Consider the following 25,928-nt stretch of genomic DNA (forward strand, 5'->3'; position numbering starts at 1 on the left):
CCGGCTTTTAGATTGATAAAGATATGGAAGAGAGATTAGAGAATCCTCTCCAGGATTATCGCCGTTATCGCTCCAACTGCCATTCCTGACTCGAGTATACTGGAGATTATTCTTGGTAGAGCGTGGAACAGACTCTCGGGGAGCTGAGGTGCGCCAAGGCCCGCTATCAGCGCCGCTGCCAGAATGAGGACGTTCCTGTCAGTGAACTCCACCTTTTCCTTTATCAGCCTAAGGCCAGTGACGCTTATCATCCCGTAGAGTGCCAGGGTCAGGCCGCCGAGCACTGGGGCCGGCATGGAGGCTAGTAATCCAGCGAACTTCGGGAACAGGGAGAGGAATATCAGTATCACGGCCCCAACCTGAACCACGTGCCTGCTGCCCACTTTCGTTAAAGCGACTACACCGATGTTTTCGGAATAGCTCGTTGTTCCGCAGGCGCCAAGGAAGCCAGCTATTGAGCACGCCAGTCCTTCCGCTCCTATGCCCCTTCCAATGTGCTTCTCCGTTATCTCCGCACCCGTTACGGTCGCTATGGCGTGGTAGTCACCGACGCTCTCGATTATGCTGACCATGAATGCGAAGAGCAGTATGACTATTGCTGCTGTATCAAAGACCGGCGCTCCCCACGGAAACGGCTTGGGGACGTTGAGAATAGGAAGGCTTTCGATGAGGCTGAAGTTGGTAAGCCCGAGTGGAATGCTGATCAGGCAACCTACAGCCGCGCCCACGACCACTGGCGTGGCCTTCAAGCTTCCCTTTGCTTTGAGTGCCACGAAGACCGTCGTGAGAAACGTAACCGTGGCTACGAGCACGGCTTTCCAGACGTTTGTGCCGTTTGGGTCTGCGTACGCGTTGAAGAAGTTCATCAGCGCAACGTTGGCGAGGCTGAAGCCTATGAGGGTTATTGTTACTCCCGTGACGAGTGGTGTGAAGAGTTTTCTGATCTTTCCGATGATGCCGAGCCAGCCCACAAGCCCTTCTATCAGCCCGCCGACTATCAGTGCACCTTGAACGGCAGCCATGCCGATGGTCGAGCCTATCGATATCAGCCCGGGAATGAAGGCGAAGCTCGAGCCCTGAACTATCGGATAGCGGGTTCCAATGATAGTCTGGAGAAGCGTCGCTATGCCCATAGCGAGGAGAACCGCCTGTATCATCATGGCTATCTGGTCTCCGCTGAGCCCAACTGCTCCGCCGACGACCAGCGGCACTGTAACTGTGGCTCCAAACATTGCAAGGACGTGCTGAAGCCCAAAAACGAAAGCCTTCGCAGGCTCGACCTTTTCCTCTATTCCAACTTTCAGAACCGGCTTCTCTACAACTTCGACTTTCTCCATTAAAGCCCGCTCAGGCTGTGTTGGTTTTTGTTTAAAAAGTTTTCGGATGTAGCAAGAATAAACAAGAAATTGTTAATTACCATCCCTGCACTTTCTCAATGACTTCATCAGGTACGCGACCTTCTTCAACGTCCTCTATTGCCTCCTCGAGCTTGTCTAATCCCTCATCAAGCACTTCTTCCTCGATGGTCAAGGGTGGCTCTATCCTCAGGACGTTGCCCTGGAGGAAGGCAACTATAAGGCCCAGCTCGTAGGCTCTCCAGACAACCTTTTTGGCCTCATCGTATGCCCTTTCCTTTGTTTCTCTATCCTTCACGAGGTCAACGCCCAGCATGAGGCCCAGTCCGCGGACATCGCCTATCAGCTCGTGCTTCTTTTTCATTCTTCTCAGTTTTTTCTTTGCCCTCTCTCCAAGTATCTCAGCCCTTTTGAGCAGATTTTTCTCTTCTATCTCTTCGATCACCGCCAGGGCGGCGGCGCTAGCTACCGGGTTGCCCGACATTGTGAACGCATGCCCCAGCGGTGGTAGTGAGTCCATGATCTCTTTCCTCCCAACTATTGCGCTTATGGGCAGTCCGCCGCCCAGGGGCTTTGCGAGGGTTATGATGTCGGGCTCGACGCCGAAGTGCTCTATGGCGAACCATTTTCCAGTCCTTCCTAGGCCGCTCTGGACTTCATCAACGACGAGCAGTATGCCGTGCTCATCAAGTATCCTTTTGACTTTCTTGAAGTAGTTTTCAGGTGGCACCACCATTCCCGCGTCGCCCTGTATTGCCTCTGCTATCAGCGCGGCAGTTCCCTCGGCGTGTACCTCTCCTTCAAATTTCTCCTTCATGAAGGAGACGCACTCCATCCTGCATTTTCCGGGTTCTTTTCCAAAAGGACAGCGGTAGCAGTTTGGAAAAGGTATGAAGTGGACATCGCTGAGCTGTCCGACCTTCGCACGGACTTCAAAGTCAAGACCGGTAACGCTCATTGCACCATAGGTGGAACCGTAGTAGCTCCTGAGGTAACCGATAATCGAACGCCTGCCGGTGTAGGCCCTGGCGAACTTTATCGCGCCGTCGTTTGCGTCGCTCCCGCTCAGGCCAAGGGCAACCTTTGCTTCATCAATCGGTGCTATCTCCCTCAGCTTCTCGGCGAGAAGAAGAGGCTCGACCGGGAAGCCATAAATGAAGGTGAAGTGGAGTAGCCTGTCTGCGGTTTTCTTCACCGCCTCAACGACCCGGGGGTTGTTGTGTCCAACGTTCTGGACGGCGGCATCTGCGAGGAAGTCTATGTACTTTCTCCCTTCAATGTCCCACACGAGGGCGTTTTCAGCCCGGTATGGAACAATGGGTACATAAGTAACGTGGGACGCCCTGGAAATGACCCGTGAATATCTCTCAACGACCTCTTCAGGAGTCATGCAGGTTCTCACCTAAGTATTATATGCGTTTGAAACTAATAGCATTTTCGCCTTAAAATTGCGAATTCATTGGAAAGACTTATAAAATTGATACGAAATTAGTAAATAGGGGGAGATGATTATGATGAACACGGAAGAGCTCGACTCACTTGATAAGTCTATACTTCGGATCCTTCAGGAGGACGGTCGGGCGAGCTACTCCGAGATCGCACGGAGAATAGGAGTTCCAGAATCCACCGTCAGGCTCAGGGTCAAGAAGCTCCTGGAGAGAGGGATTATACGAAAGTTTGCGGCTCTAATAAATCCGTTTAAGGCAGGCTACTCCATAGTGGCCTTCATCGCGGTCGACACAGAGCCGGGCAAAGTGAAGGAGGCCGCGGAGAAGCTCAGCAAACTACCTGAAGTCGATGTCCTTGGCATCGCCACGGGAGCGCACGACATACTGATGCAGGTCACTGTCAGGGATTTGAAGGAGCTTGAGGACTTCCTTATCGAGAAGCTAGGGAGCATAGATGGGATAAAGAGCACGGAGACCTCAATACTAACCAGTGTCAGGAAGTGGGGCTACGCGAGGGTGTTCTAATTAAACCGAGCCTCCCATGAGAACCCACACTCCAATTCCGATCAGCAGTATTCCGGCGACGACTGAAAGCTCCCTGCTGTGCCTGACGAGGGCCTGGGAGAAGCGCTTGCTCTCCGAAATGCTTCCCATAGTGAGCAGTATCAGAACGAGTGGCAGGACAAAGATGATGTTGTAGAGGGCTAGAAGCAGGAATGCAAGCGCCCTGCTGCCATGGGATATAATAGTTGCGTAGACGAGATAACTTCCCGCAGAGCATGGCAGTAATGTGGTCGAGACCACGACACCGAGGAAGAAAGAGCTCAGAAAAGTTGCCTCTGTACTAAACATCTTCCTCCTAATGCCCTTCTTATCCGCTATCCTTGACTTTTCCATGATACCAGTAACAATGGTGTAGACTCCAAACGCTATTGCCAGGAAGCCTGCGAACCAGAGAGGGATGTACTGCCCGAGGTACAGGAGGCCGACTCCGAGAAGGTAGTATGAGATATAGACAGCCAGGATGAACGCGGAGCCAACGATGTAAAGCTGCTTCTTCTCAACATTTCTAACTGACAGCGCTATCAAGAGCATCGTGTATATCACAAAGGTACAGGGGTTTATAGAGTCGCTCATTGAGAGGGCGTAGAACTGGGGAATGAACCCTGGAATCCCTAGCAGGTACAGCGCAAGTGCGCTGATTCCAAAGGACAGCCCCAGAATCACTAACAACAGCTTGATTTCCCCCCTCATAATGATATGCTCGCAACGGTCCTTTTTCTTGGTTTCTAAAACAAAAAGTTGAGAACAAGAGGTTTCAACCTGTTGAGTTCGATTTCAGCTTCTCCAGAACGCTCTGAACATCAACACCTCTGTGTTCCACGAAAATCGTTCGGAGGGCATCGATGAGGGCAGAATACCGCGGATCATTGCGTGGGAGGAGGTATATCTGGCCCTGGACGACCATTATCACCCCGTTTTCTTTCATTGCGGTGGCTATTATCTCAGGGGTGGCGTTTACCTTGAACTCTCCTTCAAAAATTGCCTGAAGGCTGTCGTTGTAGACTATGGCTATTGCTGGAACCCCGGTTATTCCCGTCAACTGGTTGAGCTGCCGGAAGAGTTCCATGTTGGTTTCGTTGTCAATAAGCTCGTAGTACGTTAGGGCGTCTTCCCCATAGACGCTGGGAATTTGAGTCTTCATATTCCTGCAGTGGGGGCAGGTCTTTGCTCCGTACATGTAAAAGTGTATCTGATCAAGGTATATCTTCGTTCCATTTACATCCACGTATTTTGGAGATTCCGTGGACGTCTGGCTGGATGTATTTGAATCCGAACCCAGACAGGCGGAAGCAAATCCCACCAAGACCAGGAGCATCAACAGTATTCCAGTTTTTTTCACCTTTACCACCATTATTAGCTCGGGAAAGATGTTATAAACTTTGGGCATTAATAATTGCGGGGGACTCCCATGCAGGAATGGTACCGCTCACGGGCGCTTTACGATGGGGTCATGAAGCTCGTGAAGGCTCACAGATTTGATGAGGCCCTTGAACTCGTTGAAAAGATTCCAGATAACAAGGTCAAGTCAATGGCCCTGAACCAGATCGTGGTTGAGCTCGTCAAAGCTGGAGAGGATTATTCCGGGGCACTCACCAGAGCGGTAGAGGCCGCCATGAACGTTACTGGCCAGGATGAGAGTACCAAGACGCTGATGGGGCTGGCTTTTGACCTCCTTGAGCTGGAGAAGATTGAGGACGCCCTGAAAATAGCCGAGTACATCTCCGACCTATCAAACAGGGCAAAGGTCGAGGCAGAAGTTGCCCTGAAGCTGGCCGAGAAAGGTGAGATTGCACGGGCCATGAAGATAATAGAGAACATCCTCGATGAGGACGTTAAGACCTGGGCGACTTCAAGGCTTGCGAACAAGCTTTAACTTTCTTTTTTCAAAGATCAGCGTTCAACCGGGTGAATTTTACAAGAATCCCTCCATAAGGCTTTTTTAGGGCTTTCCTTTTCTGGGCTGGGTGAGAAAAATGAACGGTGGAGAGGTAATCGGACTTCTTGGAATGCTCCTGCTGGTGAGCGCGTGGGTTCCCCAGACATGGGAAACGGTAAAAACGAGGAAGTGCCCTCTCAACATGAAGTTCATAGTAATCTACGTTACGGCAGCGACCCTGCTGACAATATACTCCTGGATAATAGGCGACTGGATATTCTTCACGCTGAACTTCCTCTCGGCTTTTCAGAGCGCCATAAACCTCGCGGTAAAGCTGATGGAAAAGTAACTTTACTTCCTCTCGTAGAGCCCAACGACCTCTCCCCAGGCTATTACATGGCCTTCCATGGCTTTTTCTAACTCTTTTCTTGATGAGCCGGGTTCGAGTTTGAGTTCCGTGTCGAGGGCGTAGACCTTGAAGTGGTAGTGGTGGACCCCGTGACCTCTCGGCGGACAGGGACCGTTGTAGCCTATCCTCCCGAAGTCGTTCTTCCCTTGTATGATGTGTATCGGCTCGTCAGTCTCGGTCTTTTTGGGTATCCAGGAGGGTATCTCCCCAACGGGCGGAATGTTCCAGGCTATCCAGTGGGTGAAGGTTCCAGCGGGTGCATCGGGATCATCAACGATGATGGCCAAACTTCTGGTATCGGGCGGAATGTTAGCGATGTAAATCGGCGGGTTTATATCGTCACCTTCACAGGTGTATTCCTTCGGTATGAACTCTCCGTCATGGAAGACGGAGCCTACCTCGAGGGTTTTCTCCATTTTCTCGCCCCCTCCTGAGAGGCATCCGGAAGCGACGACCAGCAAGGCCAGGAGCAGTGGGAGCAACGTCCTCATGATCTCGGTTGGGGTATTGAAGGTAAAAAGGTTTTTGGGGTGGAATACCGAAATTTCTACGGTGATACTATGGAGCTGGCTGGAAATGTTGCCCTCGTCACAGGTGCTTCCCGCGGAATTGGGAGAGCCATAGCCGTGGCCCTCGCGAGGAAGGGAGCGAAAGTGGCAATAAACTACGCCCACGACGAAGAGGGGGCCAGAGAGACCGAGAGACTCTGCAGGGAGGCTGGGGCAGAGGCGATGATTGTAAAGGCCGACGTCAGGAACAGGGAAGAAGTCAGAGCTATGGTGGAGAAGATCGTCGAGCGCTTCGGCGGGATAGACATCCTCGTCAACAACGCGGGAATACTCGGAAAGGCACTGACACCGATGGAGGTAACGGATGAGGACTGGGACAACGTTCTTGGAGTCAACCTCAAGGGAGCCTTCATTGTCACGCAGGAGGTTCTTAGGTACATGAAGAAGGGCAAGATCGTAAACATAGCCTCGATAGCGGGAAAGGACGGCGGAACCGTCGGGCCACACTACGCGGCCTCGAAGGGTGGGCTGATAGCGATGACTTTTAACCTCGCGAGGCATCTAGCTCCAAACATACTCGTGAACGCGGTTGCACCGGGTCCGGTGGATACCGGACTGATAAGCCCCGAGATAAAGGAGAAGCTCAGAAGGCTTTCCCTAACGGGTGAAATAGCGAAGCCCGAGGAGATTGCCCACGCGGTTATCTTCCTCCTCGAAAACGACCACATAACCGGTGAGGTTATAGACGTCAACGGTGGCAGGCTGATGGATTAGTACATTACTGAATATGATAGGTATTGGTTGATTACGTTTTGTTTCAACTTTTGTGTAAAGGTGTTATCGAAACATTTAAATTTTCATTTTAAATTTTTCTGTTAACCAGAAACGGAGGTGGTAGCTATGCCCAGTGTTGAAAAAATTTGGAATAGCGTACGGTTTGGGGAGACTGTGATCGTAGAGCATGATTCTCTAACATCTCCGGCGCTTGGCCTCTATTATGCTCTCAAGTGGGCAAAAAAACAAGGGGTACCGGATTGTTATCGAAGATATTTTGGACACACTTTACCTGCACAGGGTTCACCTAAAATTGTCGGGGCTCGATGTATCCATTCTGGACGACGTACCGGTAATCAAAGAGGGAGGACATCAAAATATCGGCAAGATAATCAAGTACATCAAGCTCAGCAAAGATTATGTGATTTGGTCTAGGGAATACAACGAAGTTTTTAGCTCTGTTCTAATGGGAGGGAGGCTCATTGATATCATTCTTGGGCTTGAAAAACTGTTTTTGCTGTCCAATTTCAGGGAGGTTGTGAACGTAGTCAATGCCATTCTAACTTACACTGGGGATGAGCGCAGAATTGCATTGTATTTCCTCAATAAGGACTTAATAGAAGACAATAAGCATTTTGTCCTACCCCTTGTTGAGGAAATAGCGACCACCGTGGTTAGGGTTTCAAAGGAGGATGAAGGATTCGTGATGTCCGTCGTTAAGTCGATGAACAGGAATCTTGAAGGTGCGACATTTACGGTCAAGTCCTAATCCAAGAGCCCATAGAAGGGCATAAACGATTTTAACATCTTATTCATACTCTCTTCTGTGGGCAAGATGCGCGTGGTGTGGGAGAAGGAAATTCCAGCGGGGAGGATAACCGTCTCGCCGAGGCCTGTTTGGAAGTGCAGGGTCTGCCCGATGTATGGAAAGAGACCGGGCTGTCCGCCATACGCTCCCGACTGGAAGGAAACTAAAGAGTGGGCCAGATCCTTCAAAAAGGCCCTTCTAGTGAAGTTTGAAATCGACATGAACGACTTCGAAAACGAGAAGAGGAAGGTTCTCCTATGGCTTTTGAAGAAGGAGGCAGAGCTCTTTAAGCAGGGAAAGCTCTACGTGATGGCCCTTTTTCCGGGCAACTGCAATCTCTGCGACGACTGTCCCTTTGAGCGCGGTGAGCCCTGCAGGATGCCTGAGAAGGTGAGGCCGAGCATAGACGCGATCGGGATTGAGATAAGCTCGCTGGTTGAGATAGACTTCTCGGAAAGCGTCCTCTACGGGATGGTGATGGTCGAATGAGCGTTCACATAGCACTCCTTGGAAGGACGCCCTGGGCGCTGGTGAACACATATTACGCCTCGGTAATGAAGGGAGAGCGCCCGAAGGAGGTTTACATCGTAACCGAGAGAAGATACTCCCACAACCTGCCGAAAATAACCGAGGCAATAAAGACAATCTCCGAAGCTTATGGATTTTCTCCCGAAGTGAAGACGCTTATCATACCCGATGATGACTTCAAGGAGGCAGATAGAGTTCTGAAAAACCTCTTCTTCGAGCTGAAGGAGAAGGGCAGTGATATCGTCCTCAACATGACCTCAGGGAGGAAGGCGCTGGTTGCCGCCGCGATAATCCACAGTATGGAGTCCAACGTCTGGGAGATACTCTACATGGCTCTCCTTGATGTTCAGTTTCCGAACAGACCTTACATGATGCTCCCAAAACACATGCAGGTTCTCAAGAACTTCCTGGGTGACGGGAATGATGGGTGAGGTGGTTATTGAAAAGCCTGAACTTCAGATACTCATCAACCTCCTCCAGGAACGGGAGAAAATCCGGGTGGGGTTTCCACTCTATGGCACGCTTCTCTTTACAGCTAGTCCCATGGAGAAGGGCTATCTGCTGGAAGTCAAGGCCGAAAAGCGGGACTTCCACGTCAGGCATCCAGAGCTTCCTTCTTACTCCGACTTCTACGAGGCGTTTATCTCCTCGGGGGTGATCACGTACGACAACATAGAAGACTTTAAGGAAATGCTGGAGCTGTACCGCATCCTCAGAAAAGGAGTTGTGTTTTCTCCCGACACCAACATCTTCTACCACCGCTTTATATCCAGCTATCGGCCTCTCGATGGCTACCAGATCGTCGTCGCCGAGGACGTCAAAAACGAGATAGAGAGTGCCATGAACTACAAGTACCGCTCAAACTACCTCCACGAGATTATGAGCACAGTCAAAAACGGTCATCTCCTGCGTGAGCTGAGTAACAGGAGGACGAAGAAGGCCAGAAAAGCCGCTTACATAGCCCTAAAGGAGTTTGAGGCCCTTAGAGACAGAATAATCGTTGTTGAGCGCTATGGAGAGGGTCACAACAACGACGAGCGCATAGTGAAGACCCTCAAGCACTACGACGAGATGAGCCCGGTGATGGTGGTCTTTCTGACGGCTGACCTTGCCATAACCGACGTCGCCAGAATAGAGGGTCTCGAATACTTCTACTTTGAATATCCAACTGCAAGGCTCGGTACCCATGAGGTCTCCGCCTACCAGCTCAGGACGCTCATCTTCAACCTCGCGGCGGTTTTTGGGCTGGTTGGGGTTAACGGGACGCTGGTTTACGGCGAGTTCGGAGGGAAGAAAAGGCTGAACGAGCTCAAACTTATCTTCAGAGAGGAGGAGCTTCAAAGAGAGTTTCTCTTCCATCTGAACCTGTGCAGGAAGCTGGAGAAAATTATGAAAGGTTAACCAACAACAAGCCCGCCGGTTGCAAGCTCTTCGCCGTTTCTCCCCTTAACTATGAAGGTGTAGTTTCCAGCATCGTTCACGTGAGCGAGCAGAGTGAACCCGTCTACTGTTCCCAGTTTAATGGTCTCCCCGGGATGTTTATCAAGTTCGGACTTTTTGGCTGTGAACCTTGCAAGGGATTTCTCTTTGACTTTTGCAGTCAACTGCCCGGAGTACTGTTTTCCAGAGTACTCAATGACTACCGAAACATCCGGGTAAACAGGCACGTAGGTCTCTCCGGAAACGGGTTTGCCGTTGATGAGAACTTCAAACTCTTTCGGCCCAAACGGCGGCACGATTTTCAGGAGATACAGTGTAATGCTCGCCTGGGGCTTGCCGTTATCATTCACAACTTCAATCTCGAAGGAGTATAGGGTTGTGTTGCTCTTCTCAAAGTACTCCCTGACGTCCTCGGCTAGTGATGCTGGAACGCTGAGCTGGCCTGAGAACGTGCCGTTGAGTCTCAACATGAGTGTGCGGTCTTGGATAGAGGACATGCTGGTGTTCTTAACACTCGTGCTCGTGGGTGTGTTTGCAGTGTTCGGGCCTTTTGAACATCCCGCCGAGATTACCACTAAAGCTACCGCGATGAGTACGAGGATTGTCTCGCTTGTTGACTTCCAATCTTTAGTTCGCATTGTTATCACCATACATTGAAGTAATAGTTAGACCATAAAAAGTTTTTGGCGTCCTCTGGCCCGTGATGGGTTTCTGACTTTAATCATCAGAGAAGGAGGTAGAAAGAAGGAAAGGCTCACTGCAGCATGCCCTCAAGCTTCTCAACGAACTGGATGCTCCTCTTTATGTCGGCGAAGTACTCCTTGGCCCTCTCGACGTGCTCCTTCTCGACCCTGCCGCCTCTAGCCAGGACGCTCGCGGGGGCGAGGAGCTGGACGGCGTAGCGCAGGCTGGTCTTCTCGCCGAGCTCCGCGAGGTACTCTATTGCCTCCTCGCTGACCTCTATCTTCTCCTCCTTCGCCCTTATCTTGACTATCTCCCTGATCTCCTCCCTCTTGTACGGCTCGGTGTTGATTATGAGGAGCCTGTCCAGCATGTCAATCGGAATTCCGTGCGGTGCCTCGATGTCGGTGCCCCTTATCTTCGTTCTGCCCCTGTTGGTGGCCAGGATGAGTATTGGCGCGAGCTCGCTCTCCATGGCCCTAGCGAGGAAAGAGAACGCCTCGATGTCGAGCATGTGGACCTCGTCTATGAAGAGGACACCAGGAACGAGGGTTGCCCTGCCTTCCTCGATCCACTTCTTCACGGTCTCGTCAACCCTCTGCCTAACCTCGTCGCTTATCTCCGCACCGGTACTGAAGAGCAGGCCGAAGATGTTGCCCCTGGCATTGGCAACGTCGAGGTCGTGCAGGGTGACCGTGTAGGTGAACTCCTTGATCTTCAGAACTGGCCCGCTCGGGAGGCTGACCTTCCTCTTGAAGAAGAGGCCCTCTTCCTCCTTCGTGGTTCCTACTTTCGATATTCTACCCGTCTCAGCGTCTATCTGGATAACGTCGCCCTCCTCGACGCCCATCTCCATGAGCTGGTAGGCTATCTCTCTTCCCGCCCTTATCGTCTTCTCGTCGTCCTTCGTGCGGAGGGTTATGATGACGCTCTCCGGAATCTCGACGTACGGGTTGAAGGGGTGCCTCGTCTTCCTGACCTCGATGGACTTCACTTCACCCTCATAGACCTTCCTCTCCTCGCTTATCCTGACGCCTATGGCCCTCCTCATGGCCTGCTTGAGGAACTCTGTCTTGTTGACTTCCGCGGAGTAAATCTCACTGCCCGCTATCTGGACGAAGGGGACGTCTTCACCGAGTTCTCTCGCTATGCCCATGGCTATTGCCGTTTTACCACTTCCAGTTGGGCCTACGAGGAGAATCCCCTTTCCCGCGAGCTTACCGCGCTTTATGAGCTCAACGGCTATTCCTGCTGCTTCCCTCGCCTTTATCTGTCCGACCATTCCGTCGGCCATGAACTTCGCCTTTCCGTTCTCGTCGAGGCCGAGGCCCCTTATGTGGGAGTGCATTCCAATCCTCTCGAAGCTCTTGGTAGCTACCTCCTCGATCACTGGCATTTTCTCACCCCCAGTTCCTTTAGAATACCAAAGGTTACTAAAAGAGGGGACTTAAAAATTTGACGGAGGCTCAGGCCGTCGATCCCGGGCATCCTTCACCCCAAAGGCCAATCTCATCATTGCCGAAATTGCGTTTTCTCTTGGTGTTAAAGTTTTTGCGGACGTTGTTCTCTTCAGCATGGATGCGCTCTTCAGAAACGTGTTGTAGAACTGCCGCATAGCGAGAATAACGGAAGCTTTCCACACGACTACGTTCTACGGAAACAGAACTACAAGGGGTGATTTCAGTGGTTGGCGGTGAGACAACTTTCCACACGACTACGTTCTACGGAAACAAGGAAAACCAAGAGCTCAAGGATCTTGTCGATCGCCTCTTTCCACACGACTACGTTCTACGGAAACGGCACGACGATCTAAGCCCGAGCATCATCAGCGAGTGCTTTCCACACGACTACGTTCTACGGAAACAGCGCGGACGAAACCCCTCATAGCCGTCCCTCCAGTGCTTCTTTCCACACGACTACGTTCTACGGAAACGCTACTGCTCGCGTCGACTGTCTCAAGCAGGCCACCAGCTTTCCACACGACTACGTTCTACGGAAACCCGGCTCTAGTCAACTTGACAAACACAACACCAGCAGCTTTCCACACGACTACGTTCTACGGAAACCCCTCATCGTCGAGCGCCGCGAAGAGTATTTCCAGACCCTCTTTCCACACGACTACGTTCTACGGAAACTGCATTTTTGAGTTTGTCAGTCAGGCCTGCAGAAGCACTTTCCACACGACTACGTTCTACGGAAACCTCAATAGAAATCGCGGCACTCAGTATAACCCACATAACTTTCCACACGACTACGTTCTACGGAAACGTATTGCATCCATCACGAAGTCCGCGACGTCCCTGTAGCTTTCCACACGACTACGTTCTACGGAAACGAGGCGGTATTACCACAAGCAGGAGCCCAATTAGCACTTTCCACACGACTACGTTCTACGGAAACCTGCTGGTCAACGGTCGCGGCGAGGTCGGCTATGGCGAGCTGGCTTTCCACACGACTACGTTCTACGGAAACCGGTCTCTGGCGTCAGCGTGCCGTGCTCCTGGAGAACTTTCCACACGACTACGTTCTACGGAAACATAGACCGCGACCTGGCCGTTCCACTGGAGTTCCAAGGTACTTTCCACACGACTACGTTCTACGGAAACGTCGGATCGTAGGTTCTCAGCAACTCAACAGCCTGCTCTTTCCACACGACTACGTTCTACGGAAACGCTCGCAGAACCCTCGACACCAACGCCCCTAACAACCTTTCCACACGACTACGTTCTACGGAAACTTGTAGAAGGGTTCACTTGGGGGTGGGGTCTCTGGTGAATGGTCTTTCCACACGACTACGTTCTACGGAAACCAGTACCGCTGGCATTCGTAGTGCTCGTTGAACTCTTCGACTTTCCACACGACTACGTTCTACGGAAACTCGGGGAGTGTCAGGGTGATGATGGCCTCGTTGCCGCCCTTCCCTTTCCACACGACTACGTTCTACGGAAACGTCGCAAAGAAGGCCCGCGAGCTCGGTTTCTCGAAGATCTTTCCACACGACTACGTTCTACGGAAACTAGCGGAGTGATTGACGTTGAGTTCAAGAAGAAGGTCGCTTTCCACACGACTACGTTCTACGGAAACCTTGTGAAGCGCCGTCCGAAAACGGCCACTCTTGAGAAGTTTGTCTTTCCACACGACTACGTTCTACGGAAACTCGTTTCCTCAACGGCCTCGTTTACGTCCTCCCTCTTATGACTTTCCACACGACTACGTTCTACGGAAACGCCGCGCTTCTGGCTGATCAGGTTCAGGTACTCGCGGCTTTCCACACGACTACGTTCTACGGAAACCTCCCGAGATGTCTATTTTATCCCCAACGTAGAGCGTACTTTCCACACGACTACGTTCTACGGAAACTCTTCACTTCTTTTCTCTGATTGGCAAACAAAGTGATTCCCCAACTCCTATTTAAGGCTTTCTTTGGGAACCCGTAGCACTGCACGTCCTTTATAAATCTAACACAAAAATAAAGGAGCATCCCGGGGCTTTCTACTGTCCCTCATAAGATTAACTTCAGTTCTATCGCCAATTCAAAAAATCGAAGGCCTAATACAAAGAATCAAACCCCTAAATCATAGCAAAATTTAAAGTCCTTGCGATTTGGCCCTGCTTACCTATTCAAACTCGCCACATAACCGTTCAGCGGGCTTTTGAGAAGTTTTTAGCTTTTTTCTTATGAATGACTACATTTTGCAGAAAATTACCACTTATGTGATAAACAGAAACCAAAAGCGATAATGCGCTCTTTTTTGAGTCTTCTATGGTCTGATGTTTGTCTAATGGCTTATTTTGGCTAGAGCCTGCCATATATAATGGATAAAAAGAACAATCATAGTTTTTTGGAAACCCGGTAGCACGATCAAAGCACGTTCAGGTACTTGTGGACCTGGAAGCTGAGGCCGACGTTCTTCCTGCCCATTATTCTTGCTGCCTCGCGGTAGAGCTCCATGAGCTTCGCCTGGGGGATATCTATGGGTTCCCTCGGCTGGATGACGAGAGGAGCGAGGTCCTTTAGGAGCGATGCGTACCATCGGACGTTCTCCACCTTAGTCTCGCTCGTGACGACAAGTTTTGCATAGGTCTTCGCCCCACCTTCCTTCAGGATTCTGATGCTCTCAACCTCCCTGAGGACGAGGCCGTTCCAGTCTTCAGTCGCCCTCGCGCTCTCGTCCTTTATGTCCACGCTCGCATAATCGGTCAGCGGCGCTACCTCTTTGATCAGCTCTGGAAGGCCGCCGTGGGTCTCTAGGAAGTTATCGAAGCCGAGCTCTTTCATCCTCTCCATCAGGGTCTTGAGGGCCTTCACCTGAAGGGTCGGCTCTCCACCGGTGTAGCTTATGGAGTGTATGTCTCCAGTATCGAGCCTCAGAACGGCATTAACGACCTCTTCAACGCTCGCAGGGTTAGGCCTGTATTCAAATCTCCCTGTGAAGGGCTCGACCTCGTACCTCCAGCGGGAAACCCGGGAGGCGTCTATGTATTCCTTTGAGTCGCACCAGAGGCAGTGAAGATCGCAGCCGGCGAAGCGGACGAAAATCTGCCTCCTTCCGAAGGCAGAACCTTCGACGCTCCCTCCTTCTCCCTGCCAGCTGTTGAAGACCTCCGCCATTATCACCCTCATTCTGACACCTCACAGCTCTTCAACGTCAATTCCCTTTACCTTTTCGCTGATGAACCCCTCAAGTATCTCCACCCTCACTTCTCTCTCCTCGCCGGTCATGTCTGCCATGAGCTTCACTGCCCTGGCGAAGTCCCATAGCCTTCTCTTCGCGGCATTTTCAACAACCTCTGCCATCACTATGAGCTCCTTCTCCTTGGGATGGGCACCCATCCACTCAATCACTTTTTTGGCGTCTTCCTCGGTAAAGACGCCCCTCTTCTTGAACAGCATGGCAACCACCAAAGCTTTAGTTGTTTAATCCAGCAATTACATAATCACATAATTGGGCAATCAGATATACCTGAGCAGGACTTCAGCGGCCTCATCTAAAAGCTCCTTTTCCTCGCCCTCGAGGATTCCTGCAAGGTAATGGAGCGCGTGAACGTCTATGATTATGTACGCCGTGTTCCTGTCGAGACCGAGGGAGTATGCATCGTAAAAGACCCTCCTCTCGCCCAATGCCTCGTTCATCAGCTCGACGTACGCGTTTATCTCTTCAACCGTCAGCTCATCCCACTTGCTCTCCATCTCGTCAAAGTATTCCTCAAGCGTCCGTATCTTTTCGAGGTCGAGCTTAAGCATGCCTTCTACGAATGGAAACTCGCCGACGCGGAAGACCTTGACGTCTTCATTGTCCTCTATAGCTATATAGTCCCACAGGACGACGCCTTTGATGGGATTGTGGCCGTATCTGCTCGCGAGATACGAAAAGCGCTCAAGGGCAAAGTCAATGTCGTCTATAAACTTCTCTTCATCCTCAAAATGGACTATCTTGCTCACAGTCCCGGTCATGCCTCGCACCGGTGGGAGAAGGGCTGGAGGGGTTATAAGGGTTTGGAATGGGCAAGCCTTTTATTTGGTCGCGCGATAACCCCAAGTGCCCGACGAGTATTGGGTTGCGATGACGTCGGGACCCCCAGGGGGGCGACATCCCCACTGCCCCCCTTTGAAGTAAGGTTTATAAGAGACTTGTAAAAGGTCTGACGAGGCGAGACCGGTGGGGCGTGAGATAACGGATGAGAAGCTTCAGAAGTATTTCAAAATAACCGAAGAGGCCCTTGAGAGGCTTGAAATAGCCGTCCACGAGAAGAGCCTTCTCATGAGCGTCGCCCGCGACTTTTTGACCATGGCGAGGAGCTATTTTGAGGACGCCAGGTACTACTACGAGAGGGGCGACTACGTGACCGCTTTCGCCGCTCTCAATTATGCCCACGGGTTTATTGACGCTGGAGTGAGGCTTGGAGTGTTTAAGGGTGAAGACGACAGGCTTTTTGCCTTTGGGTGATGGAAATGGGAGACTACGTGGTCGTTCTTGAGGCACCGATAATCGTGAAGGACGTTGAGACGAGCGAAGACGCTATAAACGTCGCAGTGAGCAAGGTCACCAAGGCCCTCAACAAGGAGAAGCTCGACTTTGTGCGGGTGGAGATAGGCTACTCCCAGTGTCCCGTCTGCGGGGCGCACTTCGAGAGTGCCTTCGTCATAGGAAGCGTCGGCCTTGTCGGGATGTACCTGACGCTCAAGGTCTATAACGCCCAGAGCATCGAGCACGCCGAGAGGATTGCCAAGGCCGTGGTGGGTAAGGCTCTAAAGAAGGTTCCTCTGAAGGTGTTTGAAATAAGAGAGCTTGACCACGACGGAGAAAACGGGATTGAGGCAGAGGAACTGAGTGGGGAGGACACTTGACATCGTAGTTGACTTTTTGTACTTTTTCAGTAGTGTTCCTCTCTTGCAAACAAAAACTTTTAAACACTCCCCAATCAACCACCGACATAACCGGTGGAGGTTTTGCCATGACGAAGTTCATATTTGTCACGGGTGGTGTTGTTAGCGGTCTTGGAAAGGGCATCACCAGCGCTTCTGTCGGAATGCTCTTCAAGGCGCGCGGCTTCAGGACGACGAACATCAAGATAGACCCCTACCTCAACTACGACGCGGGGACTATGAACCCCTACCAGCACGGTGAGGTCTTCGTCCTCGACGACGGTGGGGAGGTTGACCTCGACCTCGGCAACTACGAGCGCTTTTTAGACACCAGTTTGAGCTTCGACCACAACATAACCACCGGTAAGGTTTATTCGGCCGTCATCGAGAAGGAGAGGAAAGGAGAATACCTCGGAGCGACCGTTCAGGTCATACCGCACATAACCAACGAGATCAAGGAGCGCATAAGGAGAATCGCGAGGGACTACGACGTTGTTGTGGTGGAGATAGGTGGAACCGTCGGTGACATCGAGAGCATGCCATTCCTTGAGGCAGCTAGACAGATGCAGATAGAGGAAGGAAGGGAGAACGTCGCCTTCGTTCACGTTACCTACGTCCCCAGGCTGAGGGTCGTCGGCGAGCAGAAGACCAAGCCAACCCAGCACAGCGTCAAGGAGCTCCGCTCTCTCGGAATACAGCCTGACGCCATTGTGGCCCGCTCTGAGGATCCGCTGGAAGATTCAGCGAGAAGGAAGATAAGTCTCTTCACCAACGTCCCCGAGGAGGCCGTTGTAAGTGCCTACGATGTTGAGGACACCTACGAAGTTCCGCTGATGCTCGAAAAGGAGGGCCTGCCAGCTTACCTCTCCCGGAGGCTCGGCCTCCCCGAGAGAGAGCCGGACTTGGAAGCCTGGCGCGAGATGGTGGAGAGGTACAAGTCCCTAACCGACACGGTCGAGATAGCTATAGTCGGCAAGTACGTCAAGCTGGCTGACTCCTACCTGAGCATCAAGGAGGCGTTAAAGCACTCCAGCGTGGCAAACGACGTCAAGGTAAAGATAAGGTGGGTTGAGGCTGAAGAGGTTGAGAGGAGAGGAGTTAAGCTCCTTGAGGGCGTTGATGGGATAATCGTGCCCGGCGGCTTCGGAGCGAGGGGTACAGAGGGCAAGATGATGGCGATAAGGTACGCGAGAGAAAATAACATCCCGTTCCTTGGCATCTGCTTCGGCTTCCAGCTCACGGTTGTTGAGTTCGCCCGCAACGTCCTCGGCCTTGAGGGTGCTCACTCCACCGAGATAGACCCACAGACGCCTTATCCGGTTGTCGACCTGATGCCTGAGCAGAGGGATCTCGACAGACTTGGCGGCACGATGAGGCTTGGGGCATATCCAGTCCACATCAAGCCGAACACCCTCGCGAGAAGGCTTTACGGCAGGGAGATAGTCTACGAAAGGCACCGCCACCGCTGGGAGGTCAATCCGGACTACGTTGAGAAGTTCGAGGAGGCTGGGCTTGTCTTCAGCGGCATAGCGGGAGACGACGAGAGGAGGATGGAGATACTCGAGCTTCCCACCAACGACTACTTCATAGCAACGCAGTTCCACCCGGAGTTCAAGTCGAGGCCTATGAGACCAGCTCCAGTCTTCAGGGGCCTCGTTGAAGCGGCAAAGAAAAAGAAGTACGGAAGCTAAAGCTCAATTCCGAGTTCCTTCATTTCTTCTTCGAATTTTTTCAGCTCCTCTTTTCTCTTAAGCTCCCTGTAGAACTCGACGCCGCCTATCCACAACAGCTCATACACAACCGCCTCAAAGGGCGCACCCAGAAAGGCTGACACATAACCGGCAATATTCTCAGGGAACGCCAGTGATACGAGGGAAACCGTACCCGATATGAGACCTATCACCAAAACGCCGATCCAAAGGAGAAATCCGAAGCCCACGCTGGAGGGGAGGTTTTTTAGGACGGCTCCAACGGCTTCAAACGCGGCTCCGAGGTCTTCTCTGTCAGCGTACAGCGGAACTGCGAGCACCGACATGGTAGTCAGCATTGCCGCGGTGAGTATGATGAGGCCTATTCCTATAAGCACCAGAATACCGCCAGCCGGGAGGGTTAGGAGGCCAATTCCGATTGGTATCATTGAAACGAGAATGAAAACCAGTCCAATGAACCCGTAGAAGAGGTTTATCAGGAGTACACCGGGGAAGTGCAGTATACTCTCTCCGATAAGTCCTTTCAGACTTATCTCGCTTCTTTCTTCATATAAAAGGGCGCCTTTAACGATTCCGTACTGGAACAGAGAGCCGAGGAGCAGAAGGATAACGAAGAGCTTTCCAAGATTCTCCATTGAACCCATTATCTCCGAGACCTGTTCCTCTGAAAGTCCGTGCTCCTCCATTATGACGTTTCCCTGGGTGGTAGATGTCTGGTTTTCGAGGACGCTGAAGTCTGCTGGTGCCAGAGAGGCCTGAAATGGAGCAGATAGCAGGGCCAGAAGGAGGGCCAGGATGTAGAGCTTCTTCGCGCGCGTGATGAGAGTGATCGTTCTGGAGAATGCCTCAAATGCGCCCATACCACCACCGATGGGAGTAATGGGGAAGACTTAAAAATCTTTTGAAGACCCAGAAAAGCTTATAAACGAACTACCCGAAGTGGCGTTGGGTTCATAAGCTAATTGAGGTGAGTGTAATGGCTATCTGGCAGGGAAGATCACTCAAGAAACCCTCAGGTGGTAGGATCATCCTCGCGAGGAAGAAGAGAAAGAGGGAGCTCGGAAGGGAGCCGGCCAACACCAAGGTCGGCGAGGACAGGGAGAAGAGGAAGATCATCAGGACTTACGGCGGCAACAGGAAGGTCCGCCTCGTTGAGGCCCTCTACGCAAATGTCTTCGAGGGCGGAAAGGGCAAGAAGGTCAAGATACTCAACGTCGTCGAGAACCCGGCCAACAGGCAGTACGCGAGGAGAAACATCATCACCAAGGGCGCGATAATCGAGACGGAGATTGGAAAGGCAATCGTCACCAGCAGGCCGGGCCAGGACGGAGTCGTTAACGCCGTCCTTATCAAGGAAGAGAACGCCTGAACTCTTTTCCCTCTCTCTGTATTCTGAGGCTTTCGTGTTTTCTGTTTGCATCTGTTGTAGTATTGGCCTCTTTGGTGCCCGTTATTCTCATGAAAAGAATTGAACTAAAGAAACTGGGTGAAAAGAGGCTAAAACGCTTCCTCCCTGAACTTTCTCAGCTCCTTTTCCATGATCTTTCTGGCGAGCTCTTCAGCCTTGGGCTTCACTATCTCGATGACCCTCTTCTTAAGCTTGTCAAGCCCTTCCCCTGTAAGGGCGGATATCCTGAGAGGTTCGAGACCCTTGGATTTAACGAACTCCTCGATCGTTTTCATACTCTCCTCGTCAGCTATGTCGGCCTTGTTCAGAACAACGATGAACGGGAACTCACCGAACTCTGAGTATATCTCCTCGAACAGGTGCATCTGCTCCTCTATCGGGAAGCCGCAGTACTCACTCGGGTCGAAGATGTAGACGATAACGTCTCCGAGATGTTTCAAAGCGAGGATTGCCTGCTTTTCAACCTCGTTCCTTTCGCTTAGAGGTCTGTCAAGTAGTCCCGGCGTGTCTATCACCTGGTATTTGAGGTAGTGCTCCTCGAACTGGCCGACGTTTATCCCCTTAGTTGTAAACGGATAGCTCGCTACTTCTGGCTTCGCATTTGTCAGCGCCCTCAAAAGGGTGCTCTTGCCGACGTTGGGATGGCCGGCTATAACCACCGTCGGGAGCTCAAGGTCAACTACTGGGAGATCCTTCAGAACATCCCTTGCCCTGTTGAGGTACTCAAGGTCGTCGCCGATGTCTTTGAGTATGTCCGCGACCCTGCCGTAGAACTGCCTCCTGAGCCTGGCTATCTCAATTGGATCCCTCTCGTAGCGTATCTTCTCCACGTATCTCTGTTCGAGGGTTCTTATCGTCTTTATCGCCCAGTTGACCCTTGCCAGCGAGCGGTGGAACTGGTCGCGGTCGACGAGGGTATCTACGAGCTCCTGGTAGAACTTCGGCAGGGTTGATACTCCCGGCGTTCTGTCGAGTATCTTCCTGAGGTTGTCTCTCACGACGTTGGAGACCGTCCTGACCCTAAGCTCTTCCCTCTGCCGGGCTTTGGCAACTTTTCCTCTCTGGGGGGTGAATGCGGAAGCGGCCTTTTCGGCCCTTCTGAAGGCCTTGTCGATGAGCTCATCAGCGGTAAGGACTGTGGGCATCTTCTCAAACGGGTTCTTCATACTCCCACCTCAAACTTATTTCTCGCGGGAGAAGAGTTTTTGACGGGGTTTAAAAAGGTGCCTGAAGAAGAGAAAAGGGCTCACGCACTCAAATCTTTGCTGACCTCGTAGGCAAAGTACGTTATCAGTAGCACGAGGAAAAGCAGTATGGCCGTCATGACCTTGCCTGCGGTTAGTCCGCTGGTGACTCCGGCCACAACCATTAGGATGAACACCACGACGAGCAGTATGCCAAGCTTTTCAAAGATTCCTTCGTACCTGTTAAGAGCATCAACTATCGCACCGAGTCCCATGGATTCCACCCCCATCCGGGTCTTTCTCTAAACCTATCCGGTGCGGAAATATAAAAACGTATCGGAAAGCCCTTCAACCGTAAGGTTCATAGGCATGGAGCGTCTAAATATCCTTGAATGTCCTTCCGGGTGCATGGTCTATGTTCCAGGGTATAGCAGACGCACTGCTTTCGGGAATACTGGTGGCACTTACGTCGTGGCTTCCCCTGTCTCCTGAAGGAAGCTTTGGCCACCTTATAGATGGCATGATTAGCTATACTGCTTTTCTTGTGCCTGCCTATGCTGGCATAATGTTCTCCGTGCTCTATCGCTATAAGGAAAGGCTATCCAAGGAGCCGTTAATGGTCCTTCGGGGCGTCGAGACATCGGAGCTCCAGTACTTTGTGGTCGGGGTTCTCTTAACCCTCATGCTCGGCCTCCCCTTGGCGAAGCTGTTAGAGGCCCACAATACTGTCCTTGACGTTTTCAATTTGATCTTGGCAGTGCTCATAACCTTCTTCGGCCTAACCTGGCCCAGGCTTACCATTTTGAAGGGTGCAGAGAGCAAGATACCCTCCAAGCCGAGTTTTCTTGACGCGGTGCTCGCGGGAGTGTTTCAGAGTTTCTCCTCAACTGGTGGGGTTTCAAGGGCCGGACTCGCGATACTGGCCCTTATCCTTCCAGGACACGAAGCGGAGAATGTGCTTGAATGGGGGTTTTTGATTGCCCCTGCTTACCACCTAATAAGGCTGCTTTACCTTGGTGCCTACGAGGGAGATACTTTCTTGGGTTTCATCAGTGCTGTTACAGCGTTTTTTGTTAGCCTTGGGGTTATGGAAGTTTTGGTAAGGACAGCACAACATCTTGGAACGAAGAAGTTTTTAACGCTCTTTGGTTTAATCGGGATGTTGCTGAACCTGGGGGTGCTGATATGAAGGGTGTGATACTCGCCGCTGGTAAAGGGGAAAGACTGAGGCCGCTGACTGATGACAGGCCAAAGGTCGTTCTAAAAGTGGCAAACAGGCCGATAATAGAGTACGTGCTTGAGAACCTCGACCCGTTCGTTGACGAGTTCGTGATAATAGTCAGGTATCAGAAGGAAAAGCTGATCGAAGTCCTCAGCGATGAGTTCAACGGCAAGCCTATAACGTACGTTGAACAGCTTCCCGGCGATGGGACTGCGAAGGCTATAGAGAGCGCGAGAGAACACATTGGGGATGAGGAGTTCATAGTGGCCAACGGGGATATCTACTTTGAGGAAGATGGTGTTAGGGAGCTCGTAGCCGTTTTCAGGAGAGAGAAGGCCGATGCAGCCCTTCTCGTTAAGCATTTTGAAGACCTGAGCCACTTTGGGAAGATCGAGGTCGAGGGGAGCTTGGTTAAGCGGGTTGCCGAAAAGCCCGGAAAAGTCCCCGGTTATGCGAACCTCGGAGTGTACATTTTCAAACCGGACGTTTTTGAGTTCATTGAGCGCACTCCTCTGAGCGAAAGGGGTGAGTACGAGATTACGGATACCATAAACCTCATGATTGACGCCGGAAAGAGGGTTGCCTACGCCGCTTATTCCGGCTACTGGAACGACATTGGAAGGCCCTGGAACCTCCTTGAGCTGAACGAGTACCTTCTGAAGACCAACCTGAAGCACGAGGTTAGGGGCACCGTTGAGGAGGGTGCCGTTCTCATACCGCCTGTTGAGGTGGGTGAAGGTACAGTCATAAGGAGCGGTGCCTACATAATTGGGCCTGTGAAGATTGGGAAGAACTCACGCATCGGACCTAACTGCTTCATAAGGCCCTACACGAGCATCGGCGACAACTGCCACGTGGGCAATGCCGTCGAGGTAAAGAACTCGATAATAATGGACAACTCCAACGCGCCCCACCTGAACTACGTCGGGGACTCGATCATCGGGGAGAACTGCAACCTTGGAGCAGGAACCATAACCGCCAACCTGAGGCACGACAGGGCCAACATCAGGGTGGAAATAAAAGGAAAGCTCGAGGACAGCGGTAGGCACAAGCTCGGCGCGATAATCGGCCACAACGTCAAGACGGGCATAAACGTTACAATCTACCCCGGCAGGAAAATAGGGAGCGGCTCTCTTATCGGGCCGGGGGTGATAGTTGACAAAAACGTGCCTCCTAGAACTCTAGTGGTAGTAAAGCAGGAAAAAGTGGTGAGGGAGTTATGAGCACTCTTTATGATTTTATCATTCCTCTTATCAATTTCATCTCACGGTGGACACTTCTCGTAGCCTCAGTTTACCAGGCCAAAAAGACCAGGGAAAAAGGATGGGTATTGCTGTCGGCCGCATTTTTGATAGATGCTTTGGACATGGAGAGCTATATTATGAACCCCCTGGGTATAAAGTTCAATGAAGAAGCTTATTCCGTTGCATCAGTAGTTTCGTATTTTATATTGGCTATGTTGTTTATGTGGGGAGCACGTCATGTTAAGTACGGAAAGACGGACTTCAAAGATGCACTTTATGCCGCGTTGTTTTCCATTGTCTCCTATGTCTGGGTCTTCTTGGTCGCAACTGACGTTGGAATATTTAACAATCCGACAGTTGTTTATTCCCTCCCGGCTCTGCTTTTTGGACTCTCAGTTATGTACTTTGGATACGTTCTTCTAGATTCAACAATGCCAAAGTCCATCGAGAGGCTGTTTCCATACGGCCTAATCCTCCTAGGTGCCCTCAACCTCACGTATCCGGTGGCAAGATTTGTTGACTGGTTTGCACCCATAGGTTTCCTTCTGGGAGCGCTGTTTAGGTTTATGGCTGCGGTCGGTGCGGTTAAGTACGTATTCTACCCTGTAAGAGCAGTTTCAGTTTGCACTGTGAGTGAACCAACAAAGGGTGCCTTTAGGTTTGGAAGCAAGCAAGAAGTTGCTCAGGCCCTAGAGGATGTGTGGTCCAAGCCCGGTACTGTTATTATCACCAGGGAAAACATAATGGAGGCCATGAATAAGATTCACCCTGAATCGCTAGTTTTCTGGGTGACCAGAGCAAAAGAGGGCGTTATCTCTGAAACTCCACAGATATATGCCGTAAGCCCGACTAACATGGACATACTAACTGACCTTGTGGCAAATGCCCTCCGGAAAGGATACAGAACAGTTTACATTGATTCGGTTGAGTATCTCATCATTGAGAACGGTTTTGAGCGGACTATGAAGTTCCTCCTTCACGTTAAGGATATAACACTAAATGCCAACGGCTCCATAATACTTGTAATCAGCGAAGAAACGCTCGATGAAAAACAGAAAGGGATGATAGAAAGGGAGTTTGAGCCCTTCAGGCGAGACCGAGCTTCTCGATGAAGCGCTTCGCGTACCTTAAATCTTTCTCAAGCTCGGCCTTCTGGAGGAGCTGCCTCTCTATGGCCCTGAGGGCGTCATGGACTGCCTGGATGGCACCCCATGTCTCGCCTGTGGCCACGAAAGTTCCCCTGTCCGTCACAACCCTCATCCTGGCCTGATAGAGGTGCACGCCCCTGAGCTTCTCCGGGAAGCGGCGGATGTAGAGGTAGATTATACCCTCCTGGCCTAGGAGATCCTCGTATCCATCAACGAAGCGCCTTATATCCTGGATTATGCGCTCCCTTGTGAAGTCGCTGAGTATCGAAGCGTCACCGCCGAGCTGGAGGTAGAACCTGGCCTCCTTCTCCGTCATCTTGGATATCGGCAGAAGGAGGTCTTTGACTGTGAGGATTCCGACGACCTTGTTGTCCTCGTTGACCACGACCAGACCGTCGATGTCGCTGTCCTTCATAGTTGCGACGGCTTCCCTTACGGTTGCGTCGGGCAGTATCGTTATGACTCCCCTTATCATGACGTCCCTGAGGGGCATGCTGAAGGGTGGTATCTTTTCGCCTGCAACCTCCCCAGCCTGGGCCTTGAAGCGTGGCTTGATGAACCTGATTATGAGGTCGTGGAGGGTAACCAGTCCCTCAAGCTTGCCCTCGTCGTTGACTATGGGTATCCTTGAAATCGCGTGGTCGCGCATTACAGCCAGGGCCTTGGCGACGGTGTCGCTCGGCTTGAGTGTTATGACGTCCTTGGTCATGTACTCCTCCACTTTGCCCTTGCCGAACTTCTCTTGGGCAACCCTCTCGAGGACGGCCATATCGTTTACAACGCCGATTATCTCGGCTTTGCTCTCCCCAACCGGGAGCGAGCGGAGATCAACCTCAATCATGAGTTTGGCGGCCTTGCTCAGATCCTCATCGGGTTTAATAACGGGGGCGGGCTTGTAAACGTCCCTAACCTTGGCCTTGGTTGGATCCCACTTAAGGTGGGAGCGTATGATTAAGTCCTGGGTCAATACACCCTTGTACAGGTTCCCATCGAACACGAGAATAAGGTCGGGGTCTTCCTTCTCGAAGATGCCAATGGCCTCAGAAAGCGGGGCATCGATGTCGATCTTCTGGAAGTTGTCTGTCATTACCTCCTGCACCTGGATTCCGACCATGCTGTCACCTCCTTTTCAGTTATTATTAGGGTGGCATATGATTTAAACCTTTGCTAGGTCCCGTGAGAATTTAAATAACATTAAGTTAATAAATCTTTCGCTTGGGGGAGGGCTAAAACTTTATAAATCTTCTCATTCGA

General features: G+C 51.5%; 29 protein-coding genes and 1 CRISPR repeat array. Of the genes, 15 read left to right on the forward strand and 14 right to left on the reverse strand.

Translation table 11 applies throughout. From position 1 onward, the window contains the following. Positions 1-35: 35 nt before the first annotated feature. A complete protein-coding gene (locus A0127_RS08880) occupies positions 36-1,337 on the reverse strand; it encodes a uracil-xanthine permease family protein (RefSeq protein ID WP_062390456.1) in 1,302 nt (433 codons plus the stop codon). Between the two features lie 76 nt (positions 1,338-1,413). After that, complete coding sequence (locus A0127_RS08885; protein ID WP_062390458.1) at positions 1,414-2,745, reverse strand: leucine/methionine racemase; 1,332 nt, start codon at positions 2,743-2,745, stop codon at positions 1,414-1,416. A 121-nt stretch (positions 2,746-2,866) separates the two neighbouring features. Here A0127_RS08885 and A0127_RS08890 point away from each other — a divergent pair, with 121 nt between their 5' ends. Further along, positions 2,867-3,328, forward strand: a complete 462-nt coding sequence (locus tag A0127_RS08890) for an Lrp/AsnC family transcriptional regulator (RefSeq protein ID WP_062390459.1) — start codon at positions 2,867-2,869, stop codon at positions 3,326-3,328. On the opposite strand, the gene A0127_RS08895 is transcribed toward A0127_RS08890, so the two are convergent. Together A0127_RS08895 and A0127_RS08900 are read right to left on the reverse strand one after the other, a co-directional pair. Then, positions 3,329-4,057: an electron transporter gene (locus tag A0127_RS08895; protein WP_062390461.1), complete on the reverse strand. Its 729-nt coding sequence runs from the start codon at positions 4,055-4,057 to the stop codon at positions 3,329-3,331. A 64-nt stretch (positions 4,058-4,121) separates the two neighbouring features. Then, positions 4,122-4,715: a glutaredoxin family protein gene (locus A0127_RS08900; protein ID WP_231855754.1), complete on the reverse strand. Its 594-nt coding sequence runs from the start codon at positions 4,713-4,715 to the stop codon at positions 4,122-4,124. Positions 4,716-4,775: 60 nt separating this feature from the next. Between A0127_RS08900 and A0127_RS08905 the strand changes: the two genes are divergently transcribed. Together A0127_RS08905 and A0127_RS08910 are read left to right on the forward strand one after the other, a co-directional pair. After that, on the forward strand, positions 4,776-5,240 hold the full coding sequence (locus A0127_RS08905) for a hypothetical protein (protein ID WP_062390465.1): 465 nt from the start codon (positions 4,776-4,778) through the stop codon (positions 5,238-5,240). Positions 5,241-5,340: 100 nt separating this feature from the next. Next, positions 5,341-5,592 carry a hypothetical protein gene (locus A0127_RS08910; protein WP_062390467.1) on the forward strand — a complete coding sequence of 84 codons (252 nt, stop codon included), beginning with the start codon at positions 5,341-5,343 and terminating at the stop codon, positions 5,590-5,592. Between the two features lie 2 nt (positions 5,593-5,594). On the opposite strand, the gene A0127_RS08915 is transcribed toward A0127_RS08910, so the two are convergent. Continuing rightward, positions 5,595-6,143, reverse strand: coding sequence for a YbhB/YbcL family Raf kinase inhibitor-like protein (locus tag A0127_RS08915; RefSeq protein ID WP_062390470.1), 549 nt, complete (start codon positions 6,141-6,143; stop codon positions 5,595-5,597). A gap of 69 nt (positions 6,144-6,212) precedes the next feature. Between A0127_RS08915 and A0127_RS08920 the strand changes: the two genes are divergently transcribed. The 5 genes from A0127_RS08920 to A0127_RS08940 all read left to right on the forward strand — a co-directional run bounded on the left by A0127_RS08920 (position 6,213) and on the right by A0127_RS08940 (position 9,672). After that, on the forward strand, positions 6,213-6,935 hold the full coding sequence (locus A0127_RS08920) for an SDR family NAD(P)-dependent oxidoreductase (protein WP_062390472.1): 723 nt from the start codon (positions 6,213-6,215) through the stop codon (positions 6,933-6,935). Positions 6,936-7,158: 223 nt separating this feature from the next. After that, on the forward strand, positions 7,159-7,704 hold the full coding sequence (locus tag A0127_RS10625; protein WP_197463580.1) for a DUF257 family protein: 546 nt from the start codon (positions 7,159-7,161) through the stop codon (positions 7,702-7,704). Between the two features lie 66 nt (positions 7,705-7,770). Continuing rightward, positions 7,771-8,232 carry a DUF2284 domain-containing protein gene (locus A0127_RS08930; protein WP_062390476.1) on the forward strand — a complete coding sequence of 154 codons (462 nt, stop codon included), beginning with the start codon at positions 7,771-7,773 and terminating at the stop codon, positions 8,230-8,232. Continuing rightward, complete coding sequence (locus tag A0127_RS08935) at positions 8,229-8,702, forward strand: PDDEXK family nuclease (RefSeq protein ID WP_054841556.1); 474 nt, start codon at positions 8,229-8,231, stop codon at positions 8,700-8,702. Before A0127_RS08930 ends, A0127_RS08935 begins: the two co-directional genes overlap by 4 nt. Further along, the gene (locus A0127_RS08940; protein WP_082781418.1) at positions 8,692-9,672 is read left to right on the forward strand and encodes a PIN domain-containing protein; all 981 of its coding nucleotides are present in this window, start codon (positions 8,692-8,694) and stop codon (positions 9,670-9,672) included. The genes A0127_RS08935 and A0127_RS08940 overlap by 11 nt, the downstream gene beginning before the upstream one ends. Here the strand turns inward: A0127_RS08940 and A0127_RS08945 are convergent. From A0127_RS08945 to A0127_RS08965, 5 genes are all read right to left on the reverse strand, one after another. Then, positions 9,669-10,358, reverse strand: a complete 690-nt coding sequence (locus A0127_RS08945; protein WP_156471192.1) for a hypothetical protein — start codon at positions 10,356-10,358, stop codon at positions 9,669-9,671. The two genes, A0127_RS08940 and A0127_RS08945, sit on opposite strands and share 4 nt — an antisense overlap. Before the next feature lie 107 nt (positions 10,359-10,465). Further along, on the reverse strand, positions 10,466-11,788 hold the full coding sequence (locus A0127_RS08950; RefSeq protein WP_062390481.1) for a RuvB-like helicase: 1,323 nt from the start codon (positions 11,786-11,788) through the stop codon (positions 10,466-10,468). Positions 11,789-12,024: 236 nt separating this feature from the next. After that, positions 12,025-13,752: a CRISPR direct-repeat array (repeat unit 29 nt; unit sequence CTTTCCACACGACTACGTTCTACGGAAAC). A 502-nt stretch (positions 13,753-14,254) separates the two neighbouring features. Then, on the reverse strand, positions 14,255-15,016 hold the full coding sequence (locus A0127_RS08955; protein WP_062390483.1) for a 7-carboxy-7-deazaguanine synthase QueE: 762 nt from the start codon (positions 15,014-15,016) through the stop codon (positions 14,255-14,257). Between the two features lie 9 nt (positions 15,017-15,025). Then, positions 15,026-15,286 carry a hypothetical protein gene (locus tag A0127_RS08960; protein ID WP_062390485.1) on the reverse strand — a complete coding sequence of 87 codons (261 nt, stop codon included), beginning with the start codon at positions 15,284-15,286 and terminating at the stop codon, positions 15,026-15,028. A 60-nt stretch (positions 15,287-15,346) separates the two neighbouring features. Continuing rightward, positions 15,347-15,847 (reverse strand): hypothetical protein, encoded by a 501-nt coding sequence (locus A0127_RS08965; protein ID WP_054841553.1) that lies wholly within the window; start codon positions 15,845-15,847, stop codon positions 15,347-15,349. Between the two features lie 205 nt (positions 15,848-16,052). Between A0127_RS08965 and A0127_RS08970 the strand changes: the two genes are divergently transcribed. From A0127_RS08970 to pyrG, 3 genes are all read left to right on the forward strand, one after another. Continuing rightward, positions 16,053-16,340 (forward strand): DUF357 domain-containing protein, encoded by a 288-nt coding sequence (locus A0127_RS08970; RefSeq protein WP_062390487.1) that lies wholly within the window; start codon positions 16,053-16,055, stop codon positions 16,338-16,340. A 5-nt stretch (positions 16,341-16,345) separates the two neighbouring features. Continuing rightward, complete coding sequence (locus A0127_RS08975; RefSeq protein WP_054841552.1) at positions 16,346-16,741, forward strand: DUF555 domain-containing protein; 396 nt, start codon at positions 16,346-16,348, stop codon at positions 16,739-16,741. Between the two features lie 107 nt (positions 16,742-16,848). Beyond that, positions 16,849-18,450 (forward strand): glutamine hydrolyzing CTP synthase, encoded by a 1,602-nt coding sequence (gene pyrG, locus A0127_RS08980; protein ID WP_062390489.1) that lies wholly within the window; start codon positions 16,849-16,851, stop codon positions 18,448-18,450. Here the strand turns inward: pyrG and A0127_RS08985 are convergent. Continuing rightward, the gene (locus A0127_RS08985) at positions 18,447-19,328 is read right to left on the reverse strand and encodes a hypothetical protein (RefSeq protein ID WP_062390492.1); all 882 of its coding nucleotides are present in this window, start codon (positions 19,326-19,328) and stop codon (positions 18,447-18,449) included. The two genes, pyrG and A0127_RS08985, sit on opposite strands and share 4 nt — an antisense overlap. Before the next feature lie 116 nt (positions 19,329-19,444). On the opposite strand from A0127_RS08985, the gene A0127_RS08990 reads away from it, so the two are divergent. Then, positions 19,445-19,837, forward strand: a complete 393-nt coding sequence (locus A0127_RS08990; RefSeq protein ID WP_011250142.1) for a 30S ribosomal protein S8e — start codon at positions 19,445-19,447, stop codon at positions 19,835-19,837. Between the two features lie 128 nt (positions 19,838-19,965). Here the strand turns inward: A0127_RS08990 and A0127_RS08995 are convergent, their stop codons facing one another. Continuing rightward, a complete protein-coding gene (locus A0127_RS08995; RefSeq protein WP_062390494.1) occupies positions 19,966-21,042 on the reverse strand; it encodes an NOG1 family protein in 1,077 nt (358 codons plus the stop codon). Between the two features lie 80 nt (positions 21,043-21,122). Next, the gene (locus A0127_RS09000) at positions 21,123-21,335 is read right to left on the reverse strand and encodes a hypothetical protein (protein WP_054841549.1); all 213 of its coding nucleotides are present in this window, start codon (positions 21,333-21,335) and stop codon (positions 21,123-21,125) included. A 140-nt stretch (positions 21,336-21,475) separates the two neighbouring features. Here A0127_RS09000 and A0127_RS09005 point away from each other — a divergent pair, with 140 nt between their 5' ends. From A0127_RS09005 to A0127_RS09015, 3 genes are read left to right on the forward strand one after another with little or no spacing between them, the layout of a single operon-like run. Then, complete coding sequence (locus tag A0127_RS09005) at positions 21,476-22,249, forward strand: undecaprenyl-diphosphate phosphatase (protein ID WP_062390497.1); 774 nt, start codon at positions 21,476-21,478, stop codon at positions 22,247-22,249. Further along, complete coding sequence (gene glmU / locus A0127_RS09010; protein ID WP_062390499.1) at positions 22,246-23,505, forward strand: bifunctional sugar-1-phosphate nucleotidylyltransferase/acetyltransferase; 1,260 nt, start codon at positions 22,246-22,248, stop codon at positions 23,503-23,505. Before A0127_RS09005 ends, glmU begins: the two co-directional genes overlap by 4 nt. Beyond that, positions 23,502-24,638 (forward strand): DUF835 domain-containing protein, encoded by a 1,137-nt coding sequence (locus tag A0127_RS09015; RefSeq protein WP_062390501.1) that lies wholly within the window; start codon positions 23,502-23,504, stop codon positions 24,636-24,638. Before glmU ends, A0127_RS09015 begins: the two co-directional genes overlap by 4 nt. On the opposite strand, the gene A0127_RS09020 is transcribed toward A0127_RS09015, so the two are convergent. Next, complete coding sequence (locus A0127_RS09020; protein WP_062390503.1) at positions 24,613-25,788, reverse strand: CBS domain-containing protein; 1,176 nt, start codon at positions 25,786-25,788, stop codon at positions 24,613-24,615. The genes A0127_RS09015 and A0127_RS09020 overlap by 26 nt on opposite strands. Positions 25,789-25,928 lie beyond the last annotated feature (140 nt).

This window comes from Thermococcus peptonophilus, assembly GCF_001592435.1.
In the GTDB taxonomy this organism is placed as follows: domain Archaea; phylum Methanobacteriota_B; class Thermococci; order Thermococcales; family Thermococcaceae; genus Thermococcus; species Thermococcus peptonophilus.